This is a genomic window from Streptomyces actuosus (assembly GCF_016921115.1).
Classification (GTDB): domain Bacteria; phylum Actinomycetota; class Actinomycetes; order Streptomycetales; family Streptomycetaceae; genus Streptomyces; species Streptomyces actuosus_A.
This window is the reverse complement of sequence record NZ_JAFFZS010000044.1, coordinates 38,869-54,199: the sequence shown is the minus strand read 5'-3', so window position 1 is coordinate 54,199 and position 15,331 is coordinate 38,869. Positions and strand designations below refer to the sequence as shown.

General features: G+C 71.5%; 12 protein-coding genes and 1 pseudogene. 6 read left to right on the top strand and 7 right to left on the bottom strand.

What is annotated here, in order from left to right:
* Nucleotides 1-282 precede the first annotated feature (282 nt).
* The gene (locus JS756_RS32265; protein ID WP_240204680.1) at nt 283-828 is read right to left on the bottom strand and encodes an ATP-binding protein; all 546 of its coding nucleotides are present in this window, start codon (nt 826-828) and stop codon (nt 283-285) included.
* A 710-nt stretch (nt 829-1,538) separates the two neighbouring features.
* Between JS756_RS32265 and JS756_RS32260 the strand changes: the two genes are divergently transcribed.
* Nucleotides 1,539-2,495 (top strand): ETX/MTX2 family pore-forming toxin, encoded by a 957-nt coding sequence (locus JS756_RS32260; RefSeq protein WP_205386816.1) that lies wholly within the window; start codon nt 1,539-1,541, stop codon nt 2,493-2,495.
* 288 nt (nt 2,496-2,783) lie between these two features.
* On the opposite strand, the pseudogene JS756_RS32255 reads toward JS756_RS32260, so the two are convergent.
* Nucleotides 2,784-4,176: pseudogene (locus tag JS756_RS32255) on the bottom strand (IS1380 family transposase).
* Nucleotides 4,177-4,499: 323 nt separating this feature from the next.
* Complete coding sequence (locus JS756_RS32250) at nt 4,500-5,114, bottom strand: TetR/AcrR family transcriptional regulator (RefSeq protein WP_205386815.1); 615 nt, start codon at nt 5,112-5,114, stop codon at nt 4,500-4,502.
* A 214-nt stretch (nt 5,115-5,328) separates the two neighbouring features.
* Between JS756_RS32250 and JS756_RS32245 the strand changes: the two genes are divergently transcribed.
* Together JS756_RS32245 and JS756_RS32240 are read left to right on the top strand one after the other, a co-directional pair.
* Nucleotides 5,329-6,159: a phosphatase PAP2 family protein gene (locus tag JS756_RS32245; protein ID WP_205386814.1), complete on the top strand. Its 831-nt coding sequence runs from the start codon at nt 5,329-5,331 to the stop codon at nt 6,157-6,159.
* Nucleotides 6,156-7,151: a DMT family protein gene (locus JS756_RS32240; protein ID WP_205386813.1), complete on the top strand. Its 996-nt coding sequence runs from the start codon at nt 6,156-6,158 to the stop codon at nt 7,149-7,151. The genes JS756_RS32245 and JS756_RS32240 overlap by 4 nt, the downstream gene beginning before the upstream one ends.
* A gap of 26 nt (nt 7,152-7,177) precedes the next feature.
* Here the strand turns inward: JS756_RS32240 and JS756_RS32235 are convergent, their stop codons facing one another.
* From JS756_RS32235 to JS756_RS32220, 4 genes are all read right to left on the bottom strand, one after another.
* Nucleotides 7,178-8,029: an LURP-one-related family protein gene (locus tag JS756_RS32235; RefSeq protein WP_205386812.1), complete on the bottom strand. Its 852-nt coding sequence runs from the start codon at nt 8,027-8,029 to the stop codon at nt 7,178-7,180.
* A 75-nt stretch (nt 8,030-8,104) separates the two neighbouring features.
* Nucleotides 8,105-10,156 carry a phosphocholine-specific phospholipase C gene (locus JS756_RS32230; protein ID WP_205386811.1) on the bottom strand — a complete coding sequence of 684 codons (2,052 nt, stop codon included), beginning with the start codon at nt 10,154-10,156 and terminating at the stop codon, nt 8,105-8,107.
* Between the two features lie 420 nt (nt 10,157-10,576).
* Nucleotides 10,577-12,169, bottom strand: a complete 1,593-nt coding sequence (locus JS756_RS32225; protein WP_205386810.1) for a glycoside hydrolase family 13 protein — start codon at nt 12,167-12,169, stop codon at nt 10,577-10,579.
* Between the two features lie 620 nt (nt 12,170-12,789).
* Nucleotides 12,790-13,458, bottom strand: a complete 669-nt coding sequence (locus JS756_RS32220) for an MmyB family transcriptional regulator (RefSeq protein ID WP_205386809.1) — start codon at nt 13,456-13,458, stop codon at nt 12,790-12,792.
* A 242-nt stretch (nt 13,459-13,700) separates the two neighbouring features.
* Here JS756_RS32220 and JS756_RS32215 point away from each other — a divergent pair, with 242 nt between their 5' ends.
* The 3 genes from JS756_RS32215 (at nt 13,701) to JS756_RS32205 (ending at nt 15,325) form a co-directional block, all read left to right on the top strand.
* Entirely contained in the window at nt 13,701-14,357 is a 657-nt protein-coding gene (locus JS756_RS32215) for a helix-turn-helix domain-containing protein (protein WP_205386808.1), read from the top strand.
* Nucleotides 14,358-14,390: 33 nt separating this feature from the next.
* Nucleotides 14,391-14,912, top strand: coding sequence for a toxin-antitoxin system, toxin component (locus JS756_RS32210; protein WP_205386820.1), 522 nt, complete (start codon nt 14,391-14,393; stop codon nt 14,910-14,912).
* Nucleotides 14,913-15,088: 176 nt separating this feature from the next.
* Nucleotides 15,089-15,325 carry a hypothetical protein gene (locus JS756_RS32205; RefSeq protein ID WP_205386807.1) on the top strand — a complete coding sequence of 79 codons (237 nt, stop codon included), beginning with the start codon at nt 15,089-15,091 and terminating at the stop codon, nt 15,323-15,325.
* Nucleotides 15,326-15,331 lie beyond the last annotated feature (6 nt).

Sequence of the window (15,331 nt, the reverse complement as noted above, 5' to 3'; positions counted from 1 at the left end):
CCACCTCGCGGCGGCGACCGACAAAGGTTGTCAGCTCGACCATGATCCCATTCTACTGCGGTCCAGGTTCCGTATCAGGGTCGCCGGGACCGCTTGTTGCCGGTTCGACCTGCATGAACTTCCGAGGAGCGGGCCGACCCGATGGTGTTCCGGGTCGCTGTCGCGGGGGCGGGCGCGCACGGCGTGCGGGCCGCGGCGCCGGCGCCCGTCCGAGGGCGGAACCGGGGACGGGGCGGACGCCGCAGCGCCCGGGGTGCCGGAGGCGGAAGGGCACCGCAAGCCTCACACCCCGTCGCTCGGGCCCGGCGCGGGAACCGCGTTCGGCACCGCAAGGCGGGCCCAGTGCGTGGTGAGTCCCAGGCCGTGGGATCGGCTTCCGTAGCAGGTTGCCAGCGCATCGATGATGCTCATGCCGCGCCCGTGTTCCTCGGCAGCGCAGGAGGCCGCCCAGTCCCCCGTCCGGACCGCCCTGCCGCCGTCGGTGATCCCGACCAGCACCTGGAGGCCGGCGGTCTCCCGGCACAGGCGCAGGTACAAGGGGGGACGCGCGTACTGGACGGCGTTGGTCACCAGCTCGGACACCACCAGAAGCACCGAGGCGGCAGCGCTTTCGTCGATCCGCCAGTCACGGAGCACCGATCGGGCCAGCCGGCGGGCGAGGCCGACCGACTCCGGGCGGTGGGCGAGGCACGGCGACATGTAGTCGGCGGGCCGGTCATCCCCGACGCTGCCGGGGAGCGCGTCCGTTCCCGCGCCGACGCCGCCTGCGACAGTGGCGCATGCCGCGGAGGTCTGGCCCCGGGGGGACAGCGACTGTGAGCAGTACATATTGATCACCACATGTGCAGGTGAGAACGGAACAGTCCCCACGCTGCGTCGCCATGCGCAGGAGGAGCACCGGGAAAATACGTAGACCGCTACGTACGCACCGGCCCCGGTGCCTCTGCGCACATGGCAGTGCACCGACTGCTGAGCCCAGGCACGAGAACGCCCCCGAATCCGTCGGCGGACCGTCAAGAGACTTCACGGCCAAGGGTCGGGTTGAATTCGACGACCCGGAAAATACGTAAACCACTACGTATGGAAGCACCCCCGGGGAATGTTCCATGAATCATTGCCGTAGCGGCACTTGACAGGCGGCCCGGCCCGACGGAATGGTTCACGCCACCGAAAAACCCCCGGACGATCCGAGTGCAGTACCTGACCGGGTACGGCAACTCCTCGCCGAATACGGCACTTCACTGGCGGACAATGGGAGATCATATGTCTCTCAGGTCCGCCGGCCAGGCCAGGGGCGACTCGACCACCGTATCGGAGTCGACTTCCGTGCCAGATCCCGGACGGAAGTCCGGTTGCAGCACGGCAACACCAGACGTCCGGCTGCAATCCCCTGTGGGGAATCGAGGTGAATTTTCCACTCACCTGCCCCGTGAAGCGCCAGTTCGAATTATCCCTTCGCATTCTCCGCACCGTTTCAGCGATCCGGCCTGCCGCCTGCGGCATGGCTACTATTCATTTCCGCAACAGTCGGCCAAGACATGGAGCACAGCATCATGAATATCCTGAGTAGACGCAGGAGAGCTGGACTGGGACTGGCGGTTTCGTCGGTTCTGGCAATGACATTGTCCATCACCCCGGCAACCTCGGCGTTTGCCGATGACAGCGCAGGGTCCTCCTGTGATGGCAGTGTCAGCCAAGCCAACTGGCAGGATCTGGACGATTTTCTCAAGAGGGCGTGGTTCCACTCGGAGCGTTGGGGCCCCAACAGCACCCATGATGTCGAAATCCACGGCCACGACGGCATCAACTACAACATGGTCGGCCAGTCCGTGGAGTCCACGAACCAGAACCTGAACGGTGCGGTGCTGGTCTCAAGCGCACTGTACAACGGTACCGATGAAGAGCAGACACTGACGTCGACCAGTGCCGGAAAGACCTACAAGAACGTCTATACGTACACCACCGCAAAGGGTCTCACTAATTCCGCCACGGGAACATTCAACGTCAACCTCAGCCCCATTTCGATGTCCTATGCACAAACAGTGACAACCTCGCTGACCGAAACCAGATCATGCAGCAGTTGGGACGAGACCTCGTACAGCATACCGTCCCAAAACATCGTCGTTCCCGCTCATTCGATGACACACACCTACGGATGGATGATTACGGGGCAGGTCAACGAAACGGTGGGCGTCACGACCGCAATTACCGGAGATTTCACGGTCACATGGAAGGACAACGACAACCAGCGCCACAAGAAGACTCACCAAGACATCTACAACACAGTCCGCACGGCAGTGGATTGGGGATACCAACTGCCGGACGGATTCACGCTCGACACGGCGAACCAGGCCGTTGACTACGAGGGGACAGTCAGCGTCAGTGGTGCTGACTCTGCCAGCGGCGGCATCCTTGTATGTGATTTCGAGCCTTACGACGGTGGGGCTGTCTACGTCGGCTCCTGGGATACCTCGTTCGCTGACGGATGCCCCTAGCCAGAGGACCGGGTTTCGGCCCCGCCGCGTGAGCGGCGGGGCCGCATTGCGTGGGCCGTCCGCCGTCTGCCGGATTCACCTCGCCGCGTACGAAGTCCGCAGTTCAGGAGGACATCGGGCGCCCACCGACCGCCTCAGCCCGGATCCACCGGCTTACTTCGTGAGTGATCGTTTTCGTTGATCGGGGTGCTGGGTCTGGCGGCGGGCATGGAGTGATCGCTGGTCTGCCCAGCTCTTCCACATGTCCACAGCTCTCGGGCCCTGGCGGGCGGGTCTGATACGGCCTGGTCAGGCCGGTTGGGGCGGGGTGTGCACGGCGTGGAAGAGGGCTTCGAAGGCGTCGTGCCAGGGCCAGCGTTCGGGCAGGTGCAGGGTGAGCCGCCGGGCCGAACGGGCCAGCCGGGCGGGCACGTTGATGAGGTGGTCGCGGATGGTCGCGCCCGTCGCGCGGGCGTGGACGGTGTCGGCGAGCGTCCCGCAGGCGCGGGTCAGGTTGAAGGCGAGGGCGGCCAGCGCGAGCCAGGCGGCGTTCGCCTGGAAGTTGCCCGAGGGGGCGTGCGCGAACGGTCCGTTCTTCAGCTCACAGATCACCTGTTCCACGGTCGCGTGCCGGCGGTGGTCACGCTCAGCGTCGATGAGCGGCAGCGTGCTGTCGGTGAATGCGGCGTGGTAGCGCCAGGTGGTGAACAGCTCGCCCTGACCCTCAGGCACCGCCGCCGGGTTGAGGCGCTTCACGCGGCGCACGATGAGGCGGGCGGTGACCTGCTGCTTCTTCGGTTTCGAGGTGAAAGCGGTGTAGGGGATCTCGGCGATTTCGGCGTCCGATATCCAGCGTTCCTCCTCGCTGTCCCGGACCGCCTGGGGGTACTTGATCGTCTTCCAGGCCGTCTCGTCGATGGCGGCGATGGCCTGCTTGACGGAGGCGTCCATCCGCACCGTGACCGAGAAGCGTGCGCCGGCGGACCGACAGGCGGCCATCACCTCGGCGGCGTAGTAGGCCGAGTCCGCCCGCACGATCAGCATGCCCCTCGCACCGGACGCGCGGGCGGTGCGGATCGCCTCGGCGGCGAACGATCCGGCTCCGCGCACCGAGTTCACGCTGCCCTTGCGCAGTCTCGTTGCGGCGATCACCGGGGCGGCCAGCGGCATGGACAGTGTCGCGATCAGCGCGTTCAGGCCCTTGAGCTTGTTGTAGCCGTAGCCCACGCCCTGTTTGGCGTAGCCGTGGACCGGTTTGATGGTGTCGTCCAGATCGAGGTAGGCGACCTGGTCCGTGCCGGGCAGCAGCGGCGTGTGCGAGGCCAGCCGGGGCAGGAACCGTCAGGCTACGGCGTGCAGTTGCTTCACGTGTCCGTGGGTGAAAGACCGCAGGAAGCTGCCGAGGGTGGACGGGGCACGCACCCCGGTGAACAGGCGCCGCATCGCGCCGTGCCGCAGCCGGTCCATGTCGTCGATGCTGTCCGCGCCCGCGGCCATGCCCGCGATCAGCGCCCATCGCCTTGGCGGCCGGGAAAGCACCGGTGCCGTCCTTCGAGGCCGGCAGCCGCACCAGCTCGCCGATCAGACCCGGCAACCCGCACCGCTCGGCCAGGCGCACCAGCGGCGCGAGCCCGCCGTACGCGACCAGATTCGGATCATCGAACCACGCGGAGACCTTCGCCGCGGCATGGGAAGATTGCATCTCAGAAGTGCCTTGCTGATCGTGCGTGCTGGAAGCCTAGAGAACTCCCGTCATCGCAGGTCGCAAGGCACTTCCTCGTTCCCGGCAGTATCACCGCTGGACATCGACCGATGGATCCGGGCTGAGCCGGCGCCGCACCCGGCACCGGGGACCTGTCCGCCGGACGCCCCCGGGGTGCCCGGCCGGGGAGAACGGCCGGCCGGGCAGGGCCCCTCTCCGCTCAAGGGGGACCCCGCCCGGCCGGGGGTGCGCGCCGCCCCCGTCCCCACGGTGCGGCGCGATCAGGTCACCGTCCAGTCATCCCGTGGACGGCGGCCTGGGTCTCATGTCAGCCCGAGGGCCGGCAGCACGGCGGCCTCGGTGAAGTGGGCCAGGTACTCCTCGTCGGCGTACTTGCCCTCCAGGATCGGCCGGACCCTCAGCATGCCGAACAGCTGCGCGGGCACGTACTCCAGCGCCGGATGGTCCGCGGCGATCTCGCCGCGCTCGACGCCGCGGCGCAGGATCTCCTTCAACGCGGCGATCTCCGGTTCGACGAGCGCCTCGCGCAGGGCCCCCGCCAGCTCCGCGTCCTGGGTGACCGCGTGGCCGAGCGCCTGGAGCAGCTTGGTGTCCTTCACCGCCCACTCCCCCGCGGCCCGCGCGGCCTCGCGCAGGTCGTCGGCGAGCGAGCCGGTGTCGATGCCGCCCAGCCGTGAGCGGCGGCGCGAGCGCAGCGCGGCCACCACGAACTGCGGCTTGGTCTTCCACTGCCGGTAGAGGGTGGATTTGCTGCACCGCGTGCTCGCGGCGACGCCGTCCATGGTCACGGCGTCGTACCCGCACTCGCGGATCTGGTCGAGGACGGCGTCGAAGAACTCCTGCTCGCGCTCGGGCGTGAGCTTGGAGCGGCGCGACGCGGCAGCCTGCTCCGGCTCCTCCGCGGCCTGCGACGTCATCGGTGTCTCTCCTCGCCGTTCTTCCGGGCCGTGCGGCCCTGCTGTCCGTGGGTCGCTTCCCCCGTGTGTCGAAGGTCAATCGATACACCAGTGTACCGGTACCGAAGCGTATCGGTACACTGCCGTATCGGTACGATGCCGTATCGATGCCGTGCGCCGCTCCGCCGCGCGGCGTGCACCACACACGCACCACCGTCAGCGAGGGGGCCGGGGGATGAACGCCTGCACCGAGCCTGGAGAAGAACCCGGGCAAGCACCGCAGACCGACGCGGCAGCGCGGCCTGCGCTCGTCCGTGAGCTCCTGCTCGTCGCGGGTCTCTTCCTGGTCTACAAACTCGGCCGGCAGCTGGCCGCCGACCACACCGGCGAGGCCTTCCGCAACGCGCATCGCGTCTGGGACGCCGAACGAGCCGTCCACCTGCCCGGCGAGGGGGCGGTGCAGTCGCTGCTGCTGCACGGCGACGTCCCCGCACATCTCGCGAACACCTACTACGCCGCCGTGCACTTCCCCGCCACCGCCGCGTTCCTGGTCTGGCTGTACCTGCGGCGCCCCGCCCACTACCTGTGGGCCCGCCGGGTGCTGGCCGCGGTCACCGCCGCCGCCCTGGTGCTGCACCTGGCCTTCCCGCTGGCACCGCCGCGGATGCTCGCGGCCACCGGTCTCATCGACACCGCGCAGGTGTACGGACCGTCGGTGTACGGGCCGCCGCGTGCCGACCACCTCTCCAACCAGTTCGCGGCGATGCCGTCCCTGCACTTCGGCTGGGCGCTGATGCTGGCGGTCGGGCTGATCGCGGCGACCCGGTCGCGGTGGCGCATGCTCTGGCTGCTGCACCCACTGCTGACGCTGGTGGTGATCGTCGGCACGGCCAACCACTACTGGCTCGACTCGCTCCTCGCCGCCGCGCTGCTCGGCGCCGCCCTCGCGCTGGTCCCGCGGCCGCACCACCCGGGGCTGCCGGTGGACCGCGGTCGCGGGACCGCGGTGCCGGCCCGGTGGCCGGGGCGGGAGCGGGAGCGGGTCCTGGCAGGGGCGCACCGGTGAACGCCGCCCTGACGGCCGTCGTCCTGTCCCTGTTCTCCGCCGTCGCCTACGCGGCGGCCGCGGTGGCCCAGGAACGCCTCGCCGCCCGGTCCGGCGGTCCGGGTGTGCTGCGGCTGCTGGGCAGTGGCGCGTGGTGGTGGTCGGTGACGCTCAACGCCTCGGCCGCCCTGCTGCACGTGGTGGCGCTGAAGTACGGTCCGCTCACCGTGGTGCAGCCGCTGGGGGCGCTCACGCTGGTCGCGGCGGTGCCGATGGGCGCGCGGCTCGCGGGGCGCAGGGTCAGCGCGGTCGAGTGGCGCGGCACCGGTTTCACCCTGCTCGGCCTGGGCGCGATCCTCGTCACGGCCTCGGGCCCGGCTCCCGACGACGTGCTCAGCCTGCCCGAGGCGCTGGTGGTGGCGGGCGCGACGGCCGCACTGATCGGCATGCTGTCCCGTCCGGGCGCCCGCCCTGGCCTGCGGCACGCCACGGCCTCCGGGATGGCCTCCGGGGTGGCCTCCGCGCTCACCCAGACCGTGACGGTCGCCGCGACGGACCGGTCGGGACCGCTGTTGAGCGTGCAGGTGATCGGGGTGGCATTGCTGGTCGCGGCCTTCGCGACGGGCGGGCTGCTGCTGTCGCAGACCGCCTACCGGGGCGGGCTGGGCGCGCCGTTGGCGGTGGTGACGCTGGCCAACCCGGTGGCCGCCGCCGTCATCGGTGTGGCACTGCTCGGGGAGAGGCTGCAGGGCGGTGCGGTGGGAGCGCTGCTCGCGATCGGGGGCGCGGGGCTCGCCGCCTGGGGGGTGTTCCTGCTGACGCGGGCCGCGCCCGGCCCGGAGCAGGCGGCCGGTGCGCCGCCCGAGTCCGCGGGGCCCGCGACGGGCGGGGCCCCACCGGCCGGCGAGGCACATCCGGTGGCCGCGGTCCTCGCCCTGGACGCCCGGGCGGCGTCGGCCGAACCGGCGCTGGTGCCCCGCCCGTCGGACCCGGGGCACCTCACGCCGTGGTGAACGGCCGCCGATGAGGCGGCGACGCGTCAGCCGAGGCCGCGCGCATCCTGCTTGAGCGCGGTGTCGACGGTCAGCGCCGTCGCCACCACCAGGCTCAGCAGCGGCTCGGGCAGCTGGTAGTGCAGTTGCAGGACGTAGTTGTCCGCGGTGGTGAACATGGTCTTCGCCAGGCCCTCCCAGGTCTTGGTGATCCGGGCGACCTCGTTGCCGGCGTGGTCGACGATCGCGAAGTTCCAGGCCCGCCAGTTCTCCGCCTTGATGGCGCCGACCTGCTGGCCGTTGACGTTCATCGCGAAGTTGATCTTGCCGAAGACGTTCTGCTGGACGATCTCGCCGACCGGCTGCCCGTCCGGGCGCTGCACGATGACGCGCGACTTGAAGATCTTGGCGGGGCGGGTCAGCAACAGGACCGGCCGGCCGTGGTTGTCGCGGATCTCCAGCTTGACCGGGAGGAACTGGTCGATACTGGAGAGGAAGCGCAGGATCTTGCGCAACGCGCTCTGCCCGACCTGCACGACGGAGCCGAGCTGGGCGCCGTTCTGATCCATGACCTTGTACTCGTTGGTCAGCTCGATCAGCTTGGCCTTCTGGTTCACCACCAGGACCGGCTCGGAGAAGAGGGTGCCGCCGCCGGCACCCCCGGCGGCGACCCCGGCCTCCTGCTGCACCTGGCGCTGCACGTGCGGGTCGGGGCCGCCCATCTGCGGGGGGACGCCCTGCTGCGGGGGTATGTGCGGGGCCTGCTGGGCCGGGGCCGCGGCCTGCTGGTCGGGGTTGGTGTGCTGGGTCCACTGCACGCCGTCCCAGTAGCGCAGCGTCCGAGGCGCCCCGTGCGGATCGGGGTACCAGCCTGCAGGTGTGTTCGATTGCGTGGTCACCGGGGCACACTACCCCGACCCCGTCCGCCCGCGATCAGCGCCTGCGGTCTGCCGGCCGGCACCCCTCCGCGCAGGTCAGACGGCGGCGATCGCGGGATCGCTCACACCGGCGCGGCCGTTCTCGACGTGTCCGGCGAAGCGCCGCAGGAAGGCCGCGTCGCCGTCGGCTGTGACGGACAGGTCGTACCAGCGCCGGCTCGCGGTCAGGTCGACGACCTGGCGGACCGTGGAGCCCGGACGCACCGTGACGGTGCGGACGGGACCGCCGTAGCCGTCGGTGACCGTCAACCGGACCGTGCCGGAGCCGTGCTGGGTGAGGACGAGCTCGATGTCGTCGCCGCTGCGGCGCGCGGTCACCTCGGGGCCGGCCACCTTGTTGCGGCCTCTGAAGGTGCGCAGGAATCCGTTCGGGCCGTGCACCGTCAGGTCGTACGCGCCGCCCGAGTACACCGAGTTCCAGGTGTCGGAGAGCCTAGCGCCCGCCGCGGTGGTGTACATCCAGGGACCGTCGGTGCGGTTGCCGGAGGTCACGTGGAAAGCGGCACCGGCGTCGGCACCGGAGGCGAAGCTCAGCGTGAACGTCCCCGCCGCGGTGTCCGCCGAGCCGTCGACGGACGGGTCGTACGCCAGCGGACGGGCGGGGCGCTGACCGCACTCCTGCCGGGGCATGGCCGGGTCGGCCGGCGGTGCCGGGCGGTAGTCCGGACGGCGGTTGCGGTCCGGAGGCTCCCACGCGGCGGTGTCCGGCAGCGCGGCCGGGCTGCTGTCCCGGCGGGAGAAGTCGAACGCTGAGGTCAGGTCGCCGCACACGGCCCGGCGCCAGGGCGAGATGTTCGTCTCCTCGACGCCGAACCGGCGCTCCATGAACCGCAGGATCGAGGTGTGGTCGAAGGTCTCCGAGCAGACGTAGCCGCCCCTGCTCCACGGGGAGACGACGAGCATCGGCACCCGCGGGCCGAGGCCGTAGGGGCCGGCGGGGTGCTTGGCGTCGCCGGGGAAGAGGTCCGGGGAGACGTCGACCGTGGACCTGCCCTGCGCGGCGGACTTCGGCGGCAGGGGCGGCACCACATGGTCGAAGAAGCCGTCGTTCTCGTCGTAGGTGATGAACAGCGCCGTCCTCGCCCAGACGCGCGGGTCGGCGGTGAGCGCGTCCAGGACCTGGGCGATGTACCAGGCACCGTAGTTCGACGGCCAGTTGGAGTGCTCGGTGAAGGCCTCGGGGGCGGCGATCCAGGAGATCTGCGGGAGCGCCCCGGCCCTGACGTCGGCGCGCAGCTCGTCGAACCAGCCGTCGCCGTTCTTCACGTCGGTGCCGCTGCGGGCCTTCTCGTACAGGGCGTCGCCGGGCCGGGCGTCGCGGTAGGAGTCGAAGTAGAGCAGCGAGTTGTCGCCGTAGTTGCCGCGGTAGGCGTCGCCGATCCAGCCCCAGGATCCGGCCGCGTCCAGGCCGTCGCCGGTGTCCTGGTAGATCTTCCAGGAGACTCCGGACCGCTCCAGGCGTTCGGGGTAGGTCGTCCAGCCGTAGCCGCGCTCGTCGTTGCCGAGGACCGGGCCGCCGCCCGAGCCGTCGTTGCCGGTGTACCCCGTCCACATGTAGTAGCGGTTCGGGTCGGTGGAGCCGATGAACGAGCAGTGGTAGGCGTCGCAGACGGTGAAGGCGTCGGCGAGGGCGTAGTGGAAGGGGATGTCCTCGCGGGTGAGGTACGCCATCGTCGTGGTGCCCTTCGTGGGGACCCACCGGTCGTACCTGCCGCCGTTGTAGGCGGCTTGGCCGTCCGGCCAGCCGTGCGGCAGCCCTTCGAGGAACTGCATGCCGAGCTCGTCGGCGTCCGGACGGAAGGGCAGGACGTCCCTGGTCCCGTCGGACTGGTACCAGACGGGCTTCCCGCCCGGCTGGAGCACCGGACGAGGGTCCCCGAAGCCGCGCACCCCGCGCAGGGAGCCGAAGTAATGGTCGAAGGAACGGTTCTCCTGCATCAGGACGACGATGTGCTCGACGTCCTCGATCGATCCCGTGCGGCGGTTGGCGGGCAGGGCCGCCGCGCGCTGGATGCTACCGGACAGCGCGGAGAACGCCGTGGTGGCTCCGGCCAGTTGGAGGAATCGGCGCCGGTTGACATCGGGCATGACGGAGGAACCTCTCTGCCTGAGGACGAGTCGGCCGGCCGGCGTTGAGCGAATGCGCGCGGAAGGAGTGTTCCAGGAGCACCGAACGTCAGGGAAGGGCGCGATGGCGCGGCAGTGAAGGTCGTCGGTACGTGCGGTGGGCGAGCCGGACTCGCCCCTGTTCGCCCGGTTTCCGGGGGCTGCGGCGGGGTGTTGGGGGTTCCCTGTCGCCGGATGCTTCCGGGAACGGGGCGGGGTACGGCCGGCTGTCCCCACCCCGGCGCACCCGGGAGCGCGGGGTGCCCCGCGCCGCGTCCGGCTGCGGATCCGCGGGCACGCCGGGGATCCGCGTGGCGCCCGCGGTCACGCGGCCGACCGCGCCGTCGGAGGGTGCGGTGCCGAGAGGGGTTCTGCTCCGCTGCGCGGTGCCCGGCCTCGGCCTCAGGCACGCAGCCAGACCGCGGTGTCCTGAGGCAGCCGCCCCCGTTCGTCCAGGGGGCCGCTGCCCAGGAGGATCTCGGAGTGCGCGGGCAGTTCGGCGGGCGCGGCGGCGAAGTTCACCACGCACAGGGCGTGGCCGTCGGCGCGGGCGAGGGCGAGCACTCCGCCGGGTGCCGGCAGCCACGTCAGGGGACCGCCGCCGAAGACCTCACGCGCGGCGATCGCCTCGCGGTAGAGGGTGAGCATGGACCCGGCGTCGGCCTCCTGGCGGTCGACCGCGTACGAGGCCCAGTCGTGCGGCTGCGGCAGCCAGGGCTCCCTGTGCGACCCGAATCCCGCCCAGGGCGCGTCGGCCGCCCACGGCAGCGGCACCCGGCAGCCGTCGCGGCCGGGGTCGGTTCCGCCGGAACGGACGTGCACGGGGTCCTGGATCCGCTCGACGGGGATCTCCGCCTCGGGCAGACCCAGTTCCTCACCCTGGTAGATGTAGACCGCGCCGGGCAGGGCGAGCGACAGCAGGGCGGCGGCCCGCGCCCGCCGCGTCCCGAGGGCCTGGTCGGACGGTGTGCCGAAGGACTTGACGGCGAAGTCGAAGCCGGTGTCGGCACGCCCGTAGCGGGTGACGGTGCGGGTCACGTCGTGGTTGCTCAGCACCCAGGTGGCCGGGGCGCCGACCGGCGCGTGTTCGGCGAGGGTCTCGTCGATCGCCGCGCGCAGCCGTGCGGCGTCCCAGGGGCAGGAGAGGAAGGCGAAGTTGAACGCCGTGTGCAGTTCGTCGGGGCGCAGGTAGCGGGCGAAGCGCTCGGCGTCGGGCAGCCAGACCTCTCCGACGAAGATGCCGCCGTACTCGTCGGCGATGCGCCGCCAGGAGCGGTAGACGTCGTGGAGTTCGTCGCGGTCGAGGTAGGGGTGCGGGTCGCGGCCCTCGGTGAAGTCCGGCAGCAGGGGGTCCTTGACGAGCAGGGCGGCGGAGTCGATGCGGACACCGGCGACGCCCCGTTCGAACCAGAAGCGCAGGATGTCCTCGTGCTCCCGGCGGACCGTGGGGTGGGACCAGTCGAGGTCGGGTTGTTCGGGCGCGAAGAGGTGCAGGTACCAGTCGCCGTCGGGCAGCCGGGTCCAAGCGGGGCCGCCGAACTGGGACTGCCAGTCGTTGGGCGGGAGTTCGCCGTGCGCGCCGCGGCCAGGCCGGACGTGGAACAGGGCGCGCTCGGGCCCCCCGGCTCGGGCGGCACGGAACCACGGGTGCTGGTCGGAGACGTGGTTGGGGACGATGTCGACGAGGGTGCGGATGCCTCGTTCCCGGGCCTCGGCGATGAGCTGCTCCGCCTCGGCGAGCGTGCCGAACGCCGGGTCGATCGCACGGTAGTCGGCGACGTCGTAGCCGCCGTCCTTCAGTGGCGAGAGGTACCAGGGGTTGAACCACAGCGCGTCCACGCCGAGTCGGGCCAGGTACGGCAGCCGGGAGCGGACGCCGGCGAGGTCGCCGGTGCCGTCTCCGTCGCCGTCGGCGAAGCTGCGGACGTACACCTGGTAGACGACGGCGGAGCGCCACCAGCCGGGGCGGTCCGGGGCATGGGTCGGCTGTCCCACGGTGCCTGCCTTTCGTGATGCGGTACGAGGGCGCTGTCAGCCCTTGGTGCTGCCTGCGCCGGACCCGGCGGCGAGGTGCCGCCGGAGGACGAGGAACAGGCGGCGACGTCCTCCTCGCGGTACTGCCGGTCGGCCTCGGCGCTCTGGGGCGGCATGCAGTCGACGGTAGTGCGCGTCGCTCCTCCGGCGGCGCCATCGCCGGACGACGCGCAGGCGGTGAGTGCGAGAGAGCAGGCGGTCAGTGCGACGAGGGCACGGCGCAGGGGCTCCGCGAAACTCGAACCCCGGGGGGCATCGGCCAGGCGCGAAGGGCGCGGCACGAAGGGTCTGCGGCGGGGGCGGGCCGGCGCAGACGGCCCGGACGGCGTCCACGGCCCGGCCCGGACGGCACGGACGGCGCGCGGGCCGGGAGCCGGCGCGGTCGGCGCCCCCGAGGGCCTGGTGACGGCGCGGCGCCCGGGCTCGGGGCGCGCACCGGAGCGGGTCGGGGCGGGCGCCTCGGGCCCGTGAGGGCACGCGGCGACACCGGGCGGCGGGAGAGTGCCGGGGGCGGAGGGGGCCGTCGGCACGCCCCCGCCGACCGGGGCGCCGTCGGCGACCTGAACGCCGGCGGTGCCCGATCAGGGTTCGGGGGTGGACACCACCGTGAGGTGGGCCGCCTGACGGCGCGGGCGGCGGGGCCGCGGTGCCGGAGCGATGCGACGGACCTCCCGCAGGACCAGTGTCAGACGGGTGCAGCCCAGTTCCTGGAGCGTGCGGGGCGTCTCGTCGACGATGCGGCAGTCGGTGGCGCCCCGGCGCGGATCCGGATGGATCAGCGGGCGTACCGCGCCGTCGTGACGCACCGCCTCCTGGCCGACCGCGCTGATCCAGTGCGGCAGTCCCTGACGGTAGGCGGCCTCCGCGATCGGGTCCTGGGCGAGGTCCCGGCGGATCGCCTGGAGTCCGTGGTCCTGGGGGTGGTTCTCCAGCCCGGTGCGCAGCTGCGCCAGCATGGGCAGGCACCAGCTCGACTCGTGGTCGCCCAGCACCGCGGCGGCGTCCGGGTGGAACAGGACGAAGCGGAGGAAGTTGTCGTCCGGCATGGCGGTCGGATGCGGGCCCACGCCGCGGAAAAGTGACGCGAAAGCGCTGTTGGCCGTGAGCACGTCCCAGCGGTGGTCGACGACGAACGACGGAACGGAGACCGCGTCCACGAGCACGGCGTAGTCCTGGAGGTACGCCTGCACCTCGGAGCTCTCGTGGACCGGCCGCGGCGCCGGCCACTGCCCTCCTGCCTGGTATGCCATCGGGAGGTCACCCCTCTTGCCTCTGCGGCCTTCACGCGGCGTCCCGATCCTGGTGCCCCGACGCAAGTCGTGTCAACTATCGTGGCATTTCGCGCTCGTTGACGGCTGAAATTGGCCACAGTTGTGGCGAGACCTGGATGTGAGTTCGAACCACCGAGTAATCTCCGGGCAGTTCGCAGTGACCGCGCCAGCGCGGCCCGGCCGCCGGTGAGCGGGCGGTGAGAGACGTAGGAGATCTGTCGGTGACGGATGGCTTCGAGGTTCCCGGCGCCACGGCGACGTCCGGTCTGACCGCCGTCGCCACCCGCGTCACTGTGCTCGCGGACCGGCTGGGCGTCCCGCACGCGGAGGTGTTCGACACCGCGCGGCTGTCGGTGGCCTGCGGTGTTCCCGAACCCGTCGTGAAGGCCCTGCTGCGCGGCCGGCCCGCCGGGGAACCGGATGTGCAGGCCCGTTTCCTGCAGCGTCTGGACCTGCTGCGCCGGACCCGACTCAAGCCCAACGGCCGCAGATACACGCAGCAGGAGATCGCCGACGGTGCCGGCATGTCGCGGCAGCAGGCCGGCGCCCTCATCAACGGCGACCGGCGCCCCACCATGGAGCACTGCGACGCGCTCCAGCGCTTCTTCCGCGTCCATGCCGGCTTCCTCACCGCCGAGGATCCCGAGGCGCTCGCCGGTGCCCTGCAACGCACCGAGCAGGAACTGCTGCAGAAACTCGCCGACCGCGAGCGGGAGGCGGCCGAGGCCGTGGACGACCCGCTGGAGCGACTGCTGCAGGACCACGGCGTGCGCGGCATCGCCTGGCGGGCCGCGCAGCTGCCCACCGACCAGCATCGCGACAAGGTCGCCGAATGGCTGGACATGCTCCTGGAGAGCGTCAAGCGGCCCGAGTCGTGATCGCGGGAGAGAACTGTGGGCATCGGTAAGGACATGCGCCGCCTGTGCGGCGAGCTGGTCGACGAGCTGGATCTCCCGGCCCCGGCCCCGCCCTCCGCGCTGTACACCGCGCTGTGCTCGGCGATGAGCCGGCGCCGTGGGCGGCCCGTCCACTTCCGCACCTCCTCCTTCCCGCCCGGAACCGCCAGCGGGCTGTGGCTCGACATGGCCGACCAGGACCTGGTCGTCATCGAGGAGCGCACGGCTCCCGAGCACCAGTTGGTGATCCTGGGCCACGAGCTGTGGCACATGCAGGCCGGGCACAGCGGGCACCACGTCGACGGCGCGACGGTGGCGGCACGGCTCCTCCACGACGACAGCGACCTCGCGGCCACCGTCCGCACCGTCGCCGCGCGCACCCGCTTCGACCTGGACGACGAGCGGGAGGCCGAGCGGTTCGGGCTCCTGCTGGCGACCAAGTGCCGTACCTGGCTGACCGGGTCGGCGCTGCGGAGCGCTTCCCGCGCCGAGCATCTGGCGGGGCGGATCGAGGCGTCGCTGGGGTACCGGGGCTGAGGGCCCCGGGCGTTGCCGGGCCGGGCCGGCGGCCCGTGGGACGTGCAGGCGCCGCCAGGCTCCGCCGAGCGGGCGAACCGGGCCTCGGCGCGACCCGATTGTCAGTGGGGGGCGGCAAGCTGGTGGAGCGGGGAGAGTCCCCGCCGCGACCAGATCGACGCGGGGAGAGCCGTACCATGCCGACCGCCGTTCCGACCGACCGCGAACGCAGCGCCGTACAGGCCTATCTGCGCCTGCTGCACACGGTCCGGGCCGCCTTCGCCCAGGCGGACACCGCTCCGGACGGGCCGCGGGCGGCCGTGGTGCCGCCGGCCGTGCTCGCCGAGGCCGAACAGGCGCTGACCCGCGCGGGCCTCGCGGGCAACGAGGCGGAGTTCTTCCGCCTGCTGGAGCGGTGGCACCCGCGGCCGTGACGGACC

What these genes read in the sequence shown, in the direction of transcription:
- JS756_RS32250 (WP_205386815.1), bottom strand. Translation starts at nt 5,114, where the DNA reads ATGACGTCGCAGGCCGCGGAGGAGCCGGAGCAGGCTGCCGCGTCGCGC.
- JS756_RS32260 (WP_205386816.1), top strand. Translation starts at nt 1,539, where the DNA reads ATGGAGCACAGCATCATGAATATCCTGAGTAGACGCAGGAGAGCTGGA.
- JS756_RS32230 (WP_205386811.1), bottom strand. Translation starts at nt 10,156, where the DNA reads ATGCCCGATGTCAACCGGCGCCGATTCCTCCAACTGGCCGGAGCCACC.
- JS756_RS32210 (WP_205386820.1), top strand. Translation starts at nt 14,391, where the DNA reads ATGCGCCGCCTGTGCGGCGAGCTGGTCGACGAGCTGGATCTCCCGGCC.
- JS756_RS32265 (WP_240204680.1), bottom strand. Translation starts at nt 828, where the DNA reads ATGTACTGCTCACAGTCGCTGTCCCCCCGGGGCCAGACCTCCGCGGCA.
- JS756_RS32205 (WP_205386807.1), top strand. Translation starts at nt 15,089, where the DNA reads ATGCCGACCGCCGTTCCGACCGACCGCGAACGCAGCGCCGTACAGGCC.
- JS756_RS32245 (WP_205386814.1), top strand. Translation starts at nt 5,329, where the DNA reads ATGAACGCCTGCACCGAGCCTGGAGAAGAACCCGGGCAAGCACCGCAG.
- JS756_RS32220 (WP_205386809.1), bottom strand. Translation starts at nt 13,458, where the DNA reads ATGGCATACCAGGCAGGAGGGCAGTGGCCGGCGCCGCGGCCGGTCCAC.